The 14,492-nt window shown below is 31.0% G+C and carries 15 protein-coding genes, 2 pseudogenes and 1 riboswitch; all 17 genes and pseudogenes read left to right on the top strand.

The window, feature by feature from the left end:
* The first annotated feature begins 14 nt into the window (after positions 1-14).
* Positions 15-746 (top strand): bifunctional precorrin-2 dehydrogenase/sirohydrochlorin ferrochelatase, encoded by a 732-nt coding sequence (locus DER71_RS06395; protein ID WP_114474434.1) that lies wholly within the window; start codon positions 15-17, stop codon positions 744-746.
* 152 nt (positions 747-898) lie between these two features.
* Positions 899-1,091, top strand: a riboswitch (cobalamin riboswitch).
* 160 nt (positions 1,092-1,251) lie between these two features.
* Positions 1,252-2,796, top strand: coding sequence for a cobyric acid synthase (locus tag DER71_RS06390; RefSeq protein ID WP_114474433.1), 1,545 nt, complete (start codon positions 1,252-1,254; stop codon positions 2,794-2,796).
* Positions 2,797-4,320, top strand: coding sequence for a cobyric acid synthase (locus DER71_RS06385; RefSeq protein ID WP_114474432.1), 1,524 nt, complete (start codon positions 2,797-2,799; stop codon positions 4,318-4,320).
* A 12-nt stretch (positions 4,321-4,332) separates the two neighbouring features.
* The gene (cobO, locus tag DER71_RS06380; RefSeq protein WP_114457185.1) at positions 4,333-4,845 is read left to right on the top strand and encodes a cob(I)yrinic acid a,c-diamide adenosyltransferase; all 513 of its coding nucleotides are present in this window, start codon (positions 4,333-4,335) and stop codon (positions 4,843-4,845) included.
* A 79-nt stretch (positions 4,846-4,924) separates the two neighbouring features.
* The gene (locus tag DER71_RS06375; RefSeq protein ID WP_114474431.1) at positions 4,925-5,542 is read left to right on the top strand and encodes a precorrin-8X methylmutase; all 618 of its coding nucleotides are present in this window, start codon (positions 4,925-4,927) and stop codon (positions 5,540-5,542) included.
* Between the two features lie 2 nt (positions 5,543-5,544).
* Positions 5,545-6,675: a cobalt-precorrin-5B (C(1))-methyltransferase CbiD gene (gene cbiD, locus DER71_RS06370; RefSeq protein WP_114457187.1), complete on the top strand. Its 1,131-nt coding sequence runs from the start codon at positions 5,545-5,547 to the stop codon at positions 6,673-6,675.
* Positions 6,668-7,333: a precorrin-6y C5,15-methyltransferase (decarboxylating) subunit CbiE gene (gene cbiE / locus DER71_RS06365; RefSeq protein WP_114457188.1), complete on the top strand. Its 666-nt coding sequence runs from the start codon at positions 6,668-6,670 to the stop codon at positions 7,331-7,333. Before cbiD ends, cbiE begins: the two co-directional genes overlap by 8 nt.
* A complete protein-coding gene (gene cbiT, locus DER71_RS06360; RefSeq protein ID WP_114457189.1) occupies positions 7,326-7,913 on the top strand; it encodes a precorrin-6Y C5,15-methyltransferase (decarboxylating) subunit CbiT in 588 nt (195 codons plus the stop codon). Before cbiE ends, cbiT begins: the two co-directional genes overlap by 8 nt.
* 49 nt (positions 7,914-7,962) lie before the next feature.
* Positions 7,963-8,673: a precorrin-2 C(20)-methyltransferase gene (gene cobI, locus DER71_RS06355; RefSeq protein WP_114457190.1), complete on the top strand. Its 711-nt coding sequence runs from the start codon at positions 7,963-7,965 to the stop codon at positions 8,671-8,673.
* Positions 8,674-8,676: 3 nt separating this feature from the next.
* Positions 8,677-9,426 (top strand): annotated as a pseudogene (cobM, locus tag DER71_RS12495) (precorrin-4 C(11)-methyltransferase); the annotation flags it as partial.
* An 18-nt stretch (positions 9,427-9,444) separates the two neighbouring features.
* Positions 9,445-10,206: pseudogene (locus DER71_RS12490) on the top strand (sirohydrochlorin cobaltochelatase); the annotation flags it as partial.
* A gap of 42 nt (positions 10,207-10,248) precedes the next feature.
* Positions 10,249-11,007: an energy-coupling factor ABC transporter permease gene (locus tag DER71_RS06345; protein WP_114457192.1), complete on the top strand. Its 759-nt coding sequence runs from the start codon at positions 10,249-10,251 to the stop codon at positions 11,005-11,007.
* Complete coding sequence (locus DER71_RS06340) at positions 10,994-11,296, top strand: energy-coupling factor ABC transporter substrate-binding protein (RefSeq protein WP_114474430.1); 303 nt, start codon at positions 10,994-10,996, stop codon at positions 11,294-11,296. The genes DER71_RS06345 and DER71_RS06340 overlap by 14 nt, the downstream gene beginning before the upstream one ends.
* Positions 11,293-12,075: a cobalt ECF transporter T component CbiQ gene (gene cbiQ, locus DER71_RS06335; RefSeq protein ID WP_114457194.1), complete on the top strand. Its 783-nt coding sequence runs from the start codon at positions 11,293-11,295 to the stop codon at positions 12,073-12,075. The genes DER71_RS06340 and cbiQ overlap by 4 nt, the downstream gene beginning before the upstream one ends.
* Positions 12,068-12,895 carry an energy-coupling factor ABC transporter ATP-binding protein gene (locus DER71_RS06330; protein WP_199505529.1) on the top strand — a complete coding sequence of 276 codons (828 nt, stop codon included), beginning with the start codon at positions 12,068-12,070 and terminating at the stop codon, positions 12,893-12,895. Before cbiQ ends, DER71_RS06330 begins: the two co-directional genes overlap by 8 nt.
* Positions 12,896-12,966: 71 nt before the next feature.
* Positions 12,967-13,710, top strand: coding sequence for a precorrin-3B C(17)-methyltransferase (gene cobJ / locus DER71_RS06325; protein ID WP_114474429.1), 744 nt, complete (start codon positions 12,967-12,969; stop codon positions 13,708-13,710).
* Positions 13,707-14,492: a precorrin-6A reductase gene (cobK, locus tag DER71_RS06320; RefSeq protein ID WP_114474428.1), complete on the top strand. Its 786-nt coding sequence runs from the start codon at positions 13,707-13,709 to the stop codon at positions 14,490-14,492. The genes cobJ and cobK overlap by 4 nt, the downstream gene beginning before the upstream one ends.

Below are 14,492 nucleotides of genomic sequence, written 5' to 3'. Positions count from 1 at the left end.
GAAGGAGGAAAGATGTGAAATTTTACCCAATCAATTTAAATCTGAGAGATAAAAAAGTTTTAATTGTAGGAGCGGGCAGAGTGGCACTGCGTAAATTCAAGAGGCTCCTGCAGGCCGGAGCCCAGATAAAAATAACTTCACCGGAATTTAATCAGGAATTTTTACCCTATTTAAATCAGGAATCAGAAAAATATATTTTTTTAAAAAGAAAATTTAGAGATGAAGATTTAAATGGACGATTTTTAGTTTTTGCTGCCACTAATAATTCAGAATTAAATCGACGGATTGCTTTCCTGGCTAGAAAAAAAAACATTTTAGTCAATACAGCTGATAATGCTGAAATATCTGATTTTACTTTACCAGCAATTGTTAACAGAGGAGAACTACTTTTAACTATTTCTACTGGTTCTAGTCTACCTGCACTTTCTAAAAATATTAGAAAAAAAATGGAATCTGAGTTTGGGATTGAGTATCAACTTCTTTTAGACATTATGTCCGGAAATAGAGGAAATATGGTAGAGAATATAGAAAATAATCAACTCAGAAAAAATATTTTTAGAAAAATTGCTGCTGATGATTTTTTGATTAAAATAAGGGATATTATAGATAATTATGATTCTCAAATTTTAGCAAATGATAATTACAATCTTAAAAAATCAGAATATCTAGCCTTGAAAGAAGAAATAAAAAAAGAAATTACATATTTAATAGCACGAACGAAAAATAATCAAAATTTAGAAAAATAAGTTTTGAGGATTGGAAAAAGCTTAAATTTACAGATATAAAATTTTATAATATGGATATAAATTTTAACTTAAATTGTATAATTAAATTTTACAAATACGTTAAATTGTTATATAGTTATAATATAAATTGTTAAATATTTATTTTTAAAATTAAATAATTTATATAAAAAGGTGCTTCAGCTATTACTGAAGAGAATAGGGAATCAGGTTAAAATCCTGAACGGGCCCGCCACTGTAACTGATCTTTAGATTCTTTTATACCACCTGTAATGTTATTACAGGGAAGGTTAGAATTTAAAATGTAAATCAGGAGTCAGGAGACCTGCCTTTTATATAATCTACAATTGGCCTCGGGAACAGGTTGCAGGTGGATAATCATTAGTTTTTTTACTAAAGCTAATCAGACTATCAATTTATTTAGCTTTAATTATGATTATATACTTTAAATCTCAACCTTTAGGTTGAGATTTTCTTGTTATATATAGCTTTTTAAGGAGTTAAAAAAATGAAGAATAAAACTGGAACTTTAATGATTCAAGGCACTTCTTCTGATGCTGGTAAAAGTCTTTTTGTTACTGCTTTATGCAGGATTTTTGCCAGAAAAGGAATAAAAACTGTACCTTTTAAGGCCTGGAATATGTCTCTTAATTCATACATAACGAAAAATGGCAAAGAAATTGGCATAGCGCAAGCTTTACAGGCGAGAGCTGCTTTTAGAGAAGCCTCTGTAGATATGCAGCCAATTTTAGTTAAAGCGATGGGAGACGGCCAGACCCAAATTGTTATTAATGGTGAAGTGGATAAGAATATTAATTATCAAAAAAACAAAAAAAAATATCTTGAAATTTATGAGAGCACAATTAAGGATTCATTAAAAAGATTGAGAAAAGATAATGAGCTGATAATTATTGAGGGAGCAGGAAGTCCTGCAGAAATTAATAGAACTACACCTGATTTTGCTAATATGTTTACAGCAGAAATTTATAATTCTCCAGTGCTTTTAATCAGCAGTATTGAAAAAGGAGGCTGTCTTGCTTCTTTAGTTGGAACTTTAAAACTCTTATCTCCAGTCCATAAAAAGTTGATAAAAGGATTGATAATCAATAAATTTCGGGGAGATTATAATTTGTTAAAACCTGCAGTTAAGTTTTTAGAGGATTATACAGAAAAAGAAGTTATGTCTGTTTTACCATATCTTAAAAGTCTTAATTTACCAGAAGAAGATTCTGCTTCTTTAAACTTAAATAATTATGGAGAAAATTCTAAAAAATTAAAAATCGCTGTAATAAGATTACCTCACATGTCAAATTTTAGTGATTTTAATAGTTTGAAAATGGAAACTGGTCTAAAACTTGAATATATTAAAAACAACCAAGAATTACTTAATTTTGATTTAATAATTATACCAGGAACTAAAACAACCACTAAAGATCTTGATTTTTTAAAGAAAAGCGGATTGGCAGCCGAAATTAAAAAAGCTAATAAAGCCGGAATTATGATAATTGGTATTTGTGGTGGATTCCAAATGCTCGGACGAAAACTAATTGATAAATATGGAACAGAAGGAGATATAAAAAAAATAAATGGACTTGGATTACTAGATATTAATACAGTATTTTTAAATAAAAAAACTACTCATCAAGTAAAAGTGAAAATCAATTTAACTCAGCAGCTTGAAAATTTGATGTCTAGATTTAACCCTCAAGAGTTTTTTTTAGGGTATGAAATTCATATGGGTCAGACAGAGTATTTAAATGGGACTGAAGAATTATTCAGAATAATAAAGAGATCTAACATAAAAGTAAATTTAAAAGATGGTGCAGTTAATCAGGCTGGAAATTGTTTTGGAAGTTATCTGCATGGATTATTTGATAATGATAATTTTCGCAGTGCACTTTTAAATAAATTAGGAAATAAGCAATCTATGGGGGAAGAACAAAAAAGTTATAACTATCAAAAAGAAATTGAAAATAATCTTGATAGATTAGCAGATATGGTTGAAAAAAATATAGATATTAATAAATTATTAAAATTAAGTAGAGGTGATTAAATGGCAGATTCAGTTATGATTCAGGGTACAGCTTCAGATGCCGGCAAAAGTATTTTAGCAGCTGCTCTATGCAGAGTACTGGCTCAGGATGGATATAAAACAGCTCCCTTTAAATCTCAAAACATGTCTTTGAATTCTTATATTACAAAAGAGGGTCAGGAAATTGCAATTGCCCAGACAGTACAGGCAGAGGCAGCAAAAGTAGAAGCAGAAGTTAATATGAGTCCAATTTTGATGAAGCCTATCGCCGATGATATGTCTCAGATAATCTTAAAGGGAAGAGTATTTAAAAATATGAAGGCTGCTGATTATTTTTCCCAAAAAGAGAAGTTACTTAAAATTATAAGAGAAGCCCTTGCTGAATTAAAAATGGATTATGATCTTTTAGTTTTAGAAGGTGGGGGGAATCCTGCTGAAGTAAATTTAAGAGATAAAGATCTTGTTAATATGAAAGCTGCAGAAATAGCTGATGCACCTGTAATTTTAATTGCAGATATTGATAAAGGTGGAGTTTTTGCTTCAATTGTTGGAACCCTGGATTTGCTTACTGAAAAAGAAAGAAAGAGAGTTAAGGGAATAATAGTCAATAAATTTAGAGGTGATCCTGCTGCTTTTAAATCTGGAGTAGAGCTGATAGAAAAACATTCTGGCAAAAAAGTATTGGGAGTTATGCCATATTTAGAAAAACTTAATTTACCTTCAGAAGATAGTTTAGAGCAAGAAATTTATGGTAATCAGAATTATAAAATTGATATTGTAGTTATTGCTTATCCAGGGATGTCAAACTTTACAGATTTTGATTATTTTAAAACTGCAAAAGATATTCAGCTTAGATATGTAAAAAAGGAAATGGAGCTGGGAGATCCTGATTTAATTATACTGCCTGGTTCTAAAACTACTATTAGTGACTTAGAATTTTTATATGAATCAAAACTTTCTGGAAAAATCATTGAAAAGGCAGCCCAAAATACTGAAATTATCGGTATTTGTGGGGGCTATCAAATGCTAGGTCAAAAAATATCAGATCCGGATAATTTGGAAGGGACCAGGCAAAATATAAAAGGCCTTTCACTACTAAAGATTAGTACTGTTCTGGAATCTCAAAAAATAACGAGACAGGTTAAGGTGGAGAGTTTAAATAAACTAAATTTTTTTAAAAATAGTCAGAAGAAAGTTTTAAGTGGTTATGAAATTCATCAGGGTAAAACTATACTAGCTGCTGATCAGAAATCATTATTTAAGTTAAAAAGACAGAAATTAGGTAAGTCAGAAAAAACTGTTTGTGATGGAACAGTAAATGATAGAGGAAATGTCTGGGGTACATATATTCATGATATTTTCAAAAATGATTGTTTTAGAAAATCATTAATTAATCATCTTTTAACAAAAAAAGGTCTGAGTTTAGATTCAGAACTAGAAAAAAGTGCAGCTGAGATCAGAGAAGACAATTATAACTATCTGGCATCAGAATTTAGAAAACATATTGATCTTGAGTCATTATATAAAATTATTTTTGATAATTAGGTGGTGTAATAGATGCAGGGAATGGTTCATGTTTATACAGGTAAAGGCAAAGGGAAAACAACTGCTGCCTTTGGATTGGCAATTAGGGCAGTAGGAGCAGGGAAAAATGTTTATATAGCTCAGTTTGTTAAAGGTATGAAATATAGTGAATTAAAAAGCTTAAAAAAGATAGAAAGAATTGAGATTAAACAGTATGGATTAAATTGTTTTATCAAAGGGAAAGCAGAAGAGGAAGATATTAATGCAGCTCGCAAAGGCCTAGAAGAAGTAGCCAAGATTTTAAAATCAGGTGAGTATGAGCTAGTAATTTTGGATGAAGCAAATATTGCTGTTTATTATGATCTTTTTTCTGAAGAGCAATTAATTGAAGCTATAGATAATCGTTCAGAAGAAGTGGAAGTTGTAATTACTGGTCGTTATGCGGCAGATAAGATAATAGAATATGCTGATCTGGTAACAGAAATGAAAGAAATTAAACATTATTATCAAAAAGGTGTTAAAGCAAGAATTGGAATTGAAAAATAAATTTTTGAGACATATTTTGAAGCTTTAGCTTCAACTTAGAGAAATTTATTGGGCTTTTTAAAAAATTGAGGAGGAAAGTATGAAAGATAATAATCCAAAAAAGATAGAAGCTAAAAGCATGAGGTTGATCGATCAAGAAATTGGCAAGTTAGACTGCAGTGATGCAGAATTAAAAACAATCAAACGGGTGATTCATGCTTCAGCGGAGCCAAAGCTAGCTTCAGAGGTTAAATTTTCTCAGAATGCAATAGAAATTATGAGTGATTTAATCCGAGAAGGAGCAGATATCATAACTGATGTTACAATGCTTAAAGCTGGTATTAATGAACATAAATTAGCTGAATATGGAGGAGAGGTAAAATGTTTTATTGCTGATCAAGATGTTAGAGATAAAGCAGAAAAGACCTCTTTAACGAGATCAATTATGGCTATGCGGAAAGCTATTGATTTACCAGGTAAGAAAATTTTTGCTATAGGTAATGCACCTACAGCCTTATTTGAGTTAATTAACTTAAGTCAAAAAGGAAAAAAAGTTGATTTCATTGTCGGCACACCTGTTGGTTTTGTGGGAGCAGCTGAATCTAAAGATGATTTAATGCAGACTGAAATACCACATATTTCTTTAAAAGGCCGTAAAGGTGGCAGTGCTATTGCTGCTTCTATTGTTAACTCTGTCTTATATAATTTAGATGATTAATTATGGCTTTTGAACGTTATATAACAAAAGGTGGTAAAAAATATAGACTTGGTTATACTACTGGCACCACAGCTGCTGGGGCAGTAAAAGCTGCGGCACTAATGTTATTAGAACAGAAAACTGTAAACAAAATCATTATTAAGACGCCTGCAGAAATAGAAGTTGAAATGGAGACCCAGGATTGTTTTTACAGTACAGATCTGGCCCGGGCGGCAGTTGTTAAAGATGCTGGTGATGATCCAGATCAGACAGATGGAATAAAAATTACAGTAGAATTAAAAAGAATAAAATTTGATAAAACTTTGAACAAAAGCAAAGTGATACTCAAAGGAGGTAAAGGAGTTGGTAAAGTAACTAAACCTGGACTGCAGCTGGATGTTGGTCAGGCGGCAATCAACCCTGAACCTCGTAAAATGATTAAAAAAGCTGTGCGGGATATTTTTCCAGAAAACAATATTTTTGAAGTGCATATTTCTGCTCCTGCAGGAGTAGAGATTGCTAAAAAAACTTTTAATCCCAAACTGGGAATTAAAGGTGGTATTTCAATTCTTGGGACGACTGGTATTGTAGAACCGATGTCAGAATCAGCCTACAAAGAGTCGCTAGCTGTAGAATTGAGACAGGCAGCTGCCTTAGGATATAAAAAATTAATTTTTGTTTTTGGCAATCATGGCAAAAAGCGGGCTCTGAAGGCAGGCTTTAAAGAAGAACAGATTATTAGAATGAGTAATTTTGTAGGTTTTATGCTGACAGAGCTTAAGGAGCTTAAAATAGATGAGATTGTGATGGTTGGTCATATTGGTAAAATAGTTAAAGTTGCCGGTGGAATTTTTAATACACATAGTAAGTTAGCTGATGGCCGCCGGGAAATAATTGCTGCTCATGCAGCTTTAACGGGAGCAGAACAAAAAATAATTGAAGATATTTTTGCAATTAATACTGCTGAGGAAGCTGCTGAATTTCTTCTTGCTCATAATCTGGAGAGTGTTTTGCAAAATATTAGTGAAGCAGTAGTCAGTAAAGTAGAAGCAAAACTTGAAAATAAAATTAAGTGTAAAGCAGTAATTTTTACTTTAAATCAGGGTATTGTTGCTCTTTCAAAAGAAGCAGAGGAGGATTTTAATTTTGAATAAAGTTTATGTACTGGGAATTGGACCGGGAAATAAAGACTATTTACTAAAAAAAACAGAAAAAATTATAGAAAAAATGGATGTTTTAATCGGAGGCAGTAGAGCTTTAGAGACTTTTGCAGAACAAAAGGCTAAAAAAATTAAAATTACTCTGCCCTTAGTTAAAATTAAAAATTATATTTTGACTAATTATGAGAAGAAAAAAATTGCTGTTTTAGTTTCAGGAGATCCAGGTTTATACAGCTTACTTAATTATTTAAAAAGAGAAATAAATCTTGATATTTTGGAAGTTATTCCTGGGATCAGTTCTTTACAGCTTGCTGCTTCTAGAATTCAAATTAGTTGGAATGATATGAGAATTACCAGTCTCCACGGTAAAGATAATAAAGAGGAGCTGTTTGTTCTCTTAAAAAAAGAAGCTAAGGTTGGGTTTTTTACAGATAGCAAATTTCCTCCGGCAAAGATTGCTGAGTATTTAATAGAAAATAAAATTAAAGATAAAACTATTTGTGTTTTTGAAAATCTTTCTTATGTAGATGAAAATATTACTGTTGGCAGTGCAGAAGAAATTAAAAAGTTTTCATTTTCTAAACTGACAGTGATTATTATTCTGGATAAGAATCAATTAAATTCTAGCCTTAGAGGTGATATTGATGAGTGAATGGGAATATAATACTCCTGGGATTGCTGATGATTGTTTTATCAGAGATGAAGTTCCGATGACTAAAGAAGAAGTAAGAGCGGTACTCTTATCTAAATTAAGACTTAAAAAAAATCAGGTAGTTTATGATATTGGAGCCGGCAGCGGTAGTGTTGCAATTGAGATGGCTTTGGTTTTAAAAAAAGGAAAAGTTTATGCACTAGAAAGAAAAAAGAAGGCCCTTAATTTAATTAAAAAAAATGTTATAAAATTTAATATAAACAACATTGAAATAATCGCGGCGGAAGCTCCTGCAGGAATTGATGCTTTACCTGGGGCAGATAGAATTTTTATCGGCGGCAGTGGAGGCCAACTTACTGCAATTCTTGAGGCGGCTGATCAAAAGCTAAAAGATACAGGTAGAATTGTATTAACTGCAGTTACAATTAATACTTTGACAACTGCTGTCCAGGAACTTGAAAGATTAGATTATCACCTGGATATTGTTAATGTTGCTGTGACTAGGACTAAAGATATTAATAAATACAAAATGTTTAGAGCTTTAAGTCCAGTTTATATCATTAGTGCAGTAAAAAACTAAAAATTCAAGAAAAGTATCTGAATAAATTTAAATGAATGGAGGAACTAATTTGGCTAAAAAATTGTATGGAATCGGGGTTGGCGTAGGAGAATCTGGATTAGTCAATTTAAAAGCAGTAGAAATTTTAAAAGAAGTTGACTATATCTGTACTCCAATGTCTGCTAAAAGTGATTCCAGTAAAGCTCTTGAAATTATTTCTAATTTAATAGAGCTAAAAGGTAGAATTGTTAAATTGAGTTTTAAAATGTCAAAAAGCAGAAAAGAGCTTGAACAATCACGCACAGCTGCTGCTCGAAAGATATATCAGTTATTAAAAAAAGATAAGAAGATTGCTTTTGTAACTATAGGGGATCCTTTATTGTACAGCACTTATTCTTATATGCTAAAAAAGATTAAAGATTGGGATAATTCAATTGAAATTGAAACAATACCCGGGATTAATTCTATTGCAGCTGCTACTTCAAGATATAATCTACCTCTGGCAGAAGAAAAAGAAAATACAGCAATTTTATCTAATATTAAAAACGAAGACCATTTAGAAAGAGTTTTTGATTTATTTGAAACAGTAGTAATTTTAAAGTTGAGCCGCAATTATGAGACAGCATACCGTGTCTTAGAAAAATTAGGTTTAAAGAAAAATGTGCTTATTGCTAGTAAATGCGGTTTTGAAGATGAGTTTTATACTGAAAATATAGAAGTGTTTAAAAATAAAAAAATTGAATATATGACATTAATGATAGTAAAAAGAAAGGGGCTCTAATAGATGAAAGTATATATAATAGGTGCTGGTGCTGGTGATCCAGAATTATTAACTATTAAAGGAAAAAAAGCAATAGAGAATTCAGAAATCATAATTTATGCTGGTTCATTAGTTAATCCAGAAGTTTTAAAGTATAATAAAGCAGCTAAAACATATAATAGTGCTAAATTAAGTTTAGATCAGGTAATTGAGATAATAAAAAAAGCTGCAGCTGAGGATAAGAATGTAGCTAGAGTCCATACAGGAGATCCCTCTATTTATGGAGCAATTAAAGAACAGATTGATAGTTTAGCAGAAAATGAAATTGATTATCAGATTATACCAGGAGTTAGTTCGTTTTTAGCTGCAGCAGCAGCTTTAGAAGCAGAATATACTTTACCAGATGTTTCCCAAACTGTTATTTTAACTAGACAGGCTGGAAGAACTCCAGTTCCAGACAAAGAAAAATTGGCTAGTTTAGCTCAACATCAAGCTTCAATGGCTATCTTTTTAAGTGTACAGATGATAGAAGAAGTAGTAGATAATTTAAGCAAGGAATATCCTTTAACAACTCCAGCTGCTATTGCAGCCAAAGCTTCTTGGCCAGATCAGAAGGTAATTAAAGCTACTTTAGGTGAAATTGCAGCTGAAGTAAAAGCAGCTGGGATTAAAAAGACTGCCTTGATTTTAGTTGGTGATTTTTTAGACAGTGATTATCAAAAATCTAAATTATATGATAAGAATTTTGCCCATGAATATAGAAATGGAAAAAAAGGGGAAAAAGCAGTTTTAGTTGTTAGTTTTGGAACAAGTTATCATGAAACCAGAAAGAAAACTATTGCAGCATGTGAAAAAAGAATAAAAGATCATTTTCCGGAATATGAAGTAAAAAGAGCTTTTACTTCAGGAATGATAATTGAAAAACTTAAGAAAAGAGACAATATTGATATCGATAATCCTAAAGAAGCTCTAAAAAAATTGTATAAGGAAGATTTCCAGGAGGTAATTGTTCAGCCTCTTCATATAATTAATGGTAGCGAATTTCATGATTTGATTAGAACTGTAAAGAAATTTAAAAATAATTTTAGAAGCTTAAAATGGGGTAATGCACTTTTATCTAAAACTGCTGATTATTTTGATGTAGCAAAAATATTAAAAACTGAAGTAGAAAACAATTCAGAAGAAGAGGCTGTTGTACTAATGGGACATGGAAGTTCTTATGCTGCTAATTCAGACTATGCTGCTCTTGATTATGTGCTAAAAGAAAGGGGTATGAAGGATTATTATGTTGGCGCAGTTGAAGGATATCCAGAAATTCAGGTAGTTATTAAACAACTTAAGAAAAAAAACTATAAAAAAGTAAAGTTGGCGCCGCTTATGCTTGTAGCAGGAGCTCATGCACAAAATGATATGATTGGAGAAAATGAAGATAGCTGGAAAAATCTTTTAGAAAATGAAGGTTTTGAGGTAGAATTTCAGCTAAAAGGACTTGGTGAATATGAGGGTATTCAAAATAAATATGCAGAAAAAGTAAAGTCTTTACTGGAAAAGTAGATTACTTAAATTGAGATAAATTAAAAATAAAGGAGAGTAAGCATGAAGAAAAATAAAATTGTTTTAACTACATCACTAATTTTTACTTTACTTTTAATACCTAGAACTGTTTATGCAATGCATATTGCTGAAGGCTTTTTGCCAATGAAATGGGCTGGTTTTTGGACTGTGCTTGCGGTTCCATTTTTAATAATCAGTGTTAAAAAAGTAAATAATATTCTAAAAGATGAAAATCCGGGTATTAAAATGCTTTTAGCTCTTGCTGGTGCATTTATATTTGTCTTATCCTCACTTAAACTTCCGTCGTTAACTGGCAGTTGTTCTCATGCAACTGGCATCGGTTTGGGTGCTATTTTATTTGGTCCCTGGCCTATGGTTCTACTTGGGACAATTGTGCTCATCTTTCAGGCAATTCTTTTAGCTCATGGAGGAATAACAACTCTTGGGGCAAATCTTTTTGCAATGGCAGTAGTCGGATCATTTGTAGCTCATTTTATGTTTAAACTATCAAGAAAAGTTGGTACTCCGGTCTGGTTTTCTGTTTTTTTGGCTGCTTCATTGTCCGATTTCTTTACATATATTACAACTGCTGGACAGCTTGCGGCAGCTTTTCCTGAAAGTTCTGGGTTTATGGCTGCTTTATTTAAATTTTTAAGTGTATTTGCATTTACTCAATTACCTCTAGCTATTGTTGAGGGGCTTCTAACTGTTCTTGTATTTAATATCATTCAAGAATATAGTAAAAATGAACTAGATGAATTATCAATTATTTCAAGGAGGAAGAGACATGAGCTTAGCTAAGAAAAATTTAATAATAATTTTACTTATCCTCATAGTAGTTATTACTCCCTTAATAATAAAAAGAAATTCCGAATTTTTGGGTGCTGATGGAATGGCTGAAGGTGTGATTTCAGAAATAAATCCACAATATACTGCCTGGTTTAGCAATATATGGGAACCTCCAAGTGGAGAAATAGAAAGCTTACTTTTTGCCCTGCAGGCAGCCATTGGTGCAGGATTCTTAGGATATTATATTGGTCTGCAGAGAGGTAAAAATAAATATAATAATGATAGGCAAGATAAAAAATGATAGATATTGATCAATATGCTTATAATAATAATTTCAGCAGTTTTCATCCATTAGAAAAATCTTTTTTTGCTCTATTCACAATATTAATCACTTTAACTGCCAATTCTTTTATGACATCAATAATTGTAATAGCAGTTATAAGTCTCATGCTTATAACTGCTGCAGGTATTCCGTTTAAGTTTTATTTAAAGCTGCTTTTTATACCATTATCTTTTCTTATTATTGCCTCGATAACAGCAGTAGTTAGCTTTTCTCGAGAGTTAAATAACTATTTTTTTTATTTTGAATTAGGTGGATGGTTTTTCGGTTTAGAGTCTAAATCACTAAATACAGCAGTATTATTATTTTTAAAATCATTTGCTTCAATCTGCTGCCTGTATTTTTTAACTCTAACAACCCCAGTATTAGAAATTATTTCTGTCTTAAGAAAGTTCAAACTCCCTGAAATAGTTATAGAATTGATGATGCTTATTTATCGTTTTATTTTTGTTCTTTTAGATACTGCAGATTTAATAAGAACGTCACAGTTATCAAGATTGGGTTATTCTTCAATCAAGAAATCATTTTTTTCTATTGCTAAGTTGATATCTAATCTTTTTATCAGGGCTTATTATCGGGCTCAAGGTCTGCTTACAGCTCTTGTGGCCAGGGGATATGATGGGAAGATAAGAGTACTAGAAAGAAAATATAGTTTTTCTTATAAAAATATAATGATAATCATATTATTTGAAACATTTTTAATTATTATTTCAATATTCGGTGGTGGTAATTTTGTCTAAAAAAGTACTTGAAGCAGAAAATGTAGTTTTTAACTATCCAGATGGAACTAATGCATTAGATGGTTTATCCCTTAGCATTGAAAAGGGTAAAAAAATAGCTATTCTTGGAGCAAATGGTGCCGGAAAGTCAACATTATTTCTTCATTTCAATGGAATTTTAAAGCCTAAAAAAGGGAATATCAAATTTAGAGGGAAAAAAGTATCTTATAAGAAAAAAGAATTGAAAAATTTAAGAAAAAATATTGGTATAGTTTTTCAGGATCCAGATATGCAGCTTTTTTCATCCAGTGTTTTTCAAGAAATTTCATTTGGCCCACTTAATTTGGGTTTATCTGAAACAAAAACAAGGGAACGTGTTGATGAAGCTATGCAGATTATGGAGATTACTAATATAAAAGATAAACCTACTCACTTATTGAGTTATGGTCAGAAAAAAAGAATTTCTATAGCTGATATCCTGGCTATGAAACCTGAAGTTATAATATTTGATGAACCGACTGTCTGGCTTGATCCAAAACACTCAAAAGAGATATTAGGATTTATTAATCAGATTAATAAAAAAGGAACTACTGTAATTTTATCAACTCATGATGTTGATTTAGCTTACCAGTGGGCAGATTATATTTATATTTTTTCTGATGGGAAAATCATTGGAGAAGGAAATTCAGAAAAAATATTTAGAGATAATAAACTTCTTAAAGAATCAGATCTTATAAAACCTTGGATAATTGAGGTATATGAAAAACTTATTCAAAATGGTAAAATATCTTCAACGGTTTCGGTGCCCAAATCTAAAAGTGAACTCTTCGAATTGATTTAAAAAAATTGATTATTTTGTAGAATTTATTTTACAAAAGTATTCCTGCAGAATTCTGCAGAAAGGATGATTGGATGAAGTTAAATGAAAATTTATATATAATTGGTATTGGTCCTGGTAATTTATCTGATATCAGCCGCAGAGCCTATCAGGTTTTAAAAGAGGTAGATGTCATAGTTGGTTATAAAAAATATATTGAATGTATAAAAAAATTAATTTCCGAAGAACAGCAGATATATATTAGTGGAATGAGAAAAGAAAAAGAACGAGTTCAAAAAGCAATTGATTATGCCAAACAAGGTAAAAGATGTGCTTTAATTAGTAGTGGTGATCCTGGTGTTTATGGAATGGCAGGTCTGGCACTAGAATTGATAGAAGATCAAAAAATTAATATAAAAACAGAAATTGTACCAGGTATTACTGCCGCTAATGCTGCAGCCGCTGTACTTGGTGCTCCACTGATGCATGATTATACTGTAATAAGTTTAAGTGATATTTTAACTCCCTGGAATCTGATTAAAAAAAGATTAGAAGCTGCTGCAGAAGCAGATTTTATAATTACTCTTTATAATCCTAGAAGTAGCAGAAGAAAAAAGCAGCTAAAAAAAGCTAGAGAAATTTTTCTAGAATATCGAAGTCCTGAAACACCAGTTGGTATTGTTCGTAGTGTTGGAAGAGATCAAGAAAAAATTATGATCAGTACTCTAAAGAAGATGCCTTTAGAAAAGGTTGATATGCTGACAACAGTGATAATTGGAAATTCTCAGAGTTACATAGCAAATAAACAAATAATTACCCCAAGGGGTTACAATATATGATTTTACTTATTGCTGGAACATCTGATAGTTATCAAATAATCAAAGCTTTAAAAAAACAAAAAAAAAATTTAATAGCTACAGTCACTACAGATTATGGAGAAAAATTAATTAAAGATAAATTTAAAATTAGAGTAATTAAGAAACGATTAGACCAGGATGATATTTATAATTTAATTAAAAAAGAAAAAATTTCATTAGTAGTGGATTCTACTCATCCTTTTGCGGAAGAAATAAGTAAAAAAGCAATAAAAGCAGCTGAAGAATCAGGAATTGAATATCTTCGTTTTGAAAGAAAAGAAGTTGATTTAAGTAAGTATACGTATTATAATGCAAAAATCATAAAAACTTTAAATTATAAAAAGGCAGCAAAAATTGCAAATGATTTTGAAAAAATATTCTTAACAACCGGCTCTAAAAATATAGAGATTTTTCTTAAGGAAATTCCTGATTACGAGAAAAGACTTTTTCTGAGAGTAATGACTTTTCCTCCTTTTATTAAAAATATTATTGAGCTTGGTCTACCACCTGCAAATATTATTGCAGCTAAAGGTCCATTTACTAAAGAATTCAATCAGTCTTTATTTAAAGAATATGGGGCTGATGTAATAATTACTAAAGCAAGTGGAGATAGCAGTGGTTTAAAAAGCAAAATTGAGGCAGCAGTTGAGTTGGGGATAGCTGTTATTGTGATTCAAAGACCTAAGATAAATTATCCTCTTTTTTTTAATGAAGTTGATAATTTGATTAATTATATTAAAGCTAATTATAAAACTGAGGTGTAA

Origin of the sequence: Halanaerobium sp. DL-01, from assembly GCF_003338615.1 — a bacterium.
Classification (GTDB): Bacteria; Bacillota; Halanaerobiia; order Halanaerobiales; family Halanaerobiaceae; genus QPJE01.
The sequence above is the reverse complement of the archived record's forward strand: the minus strand, read 5'-3'. Positions and strand labels throughout refer to the sequence as shown.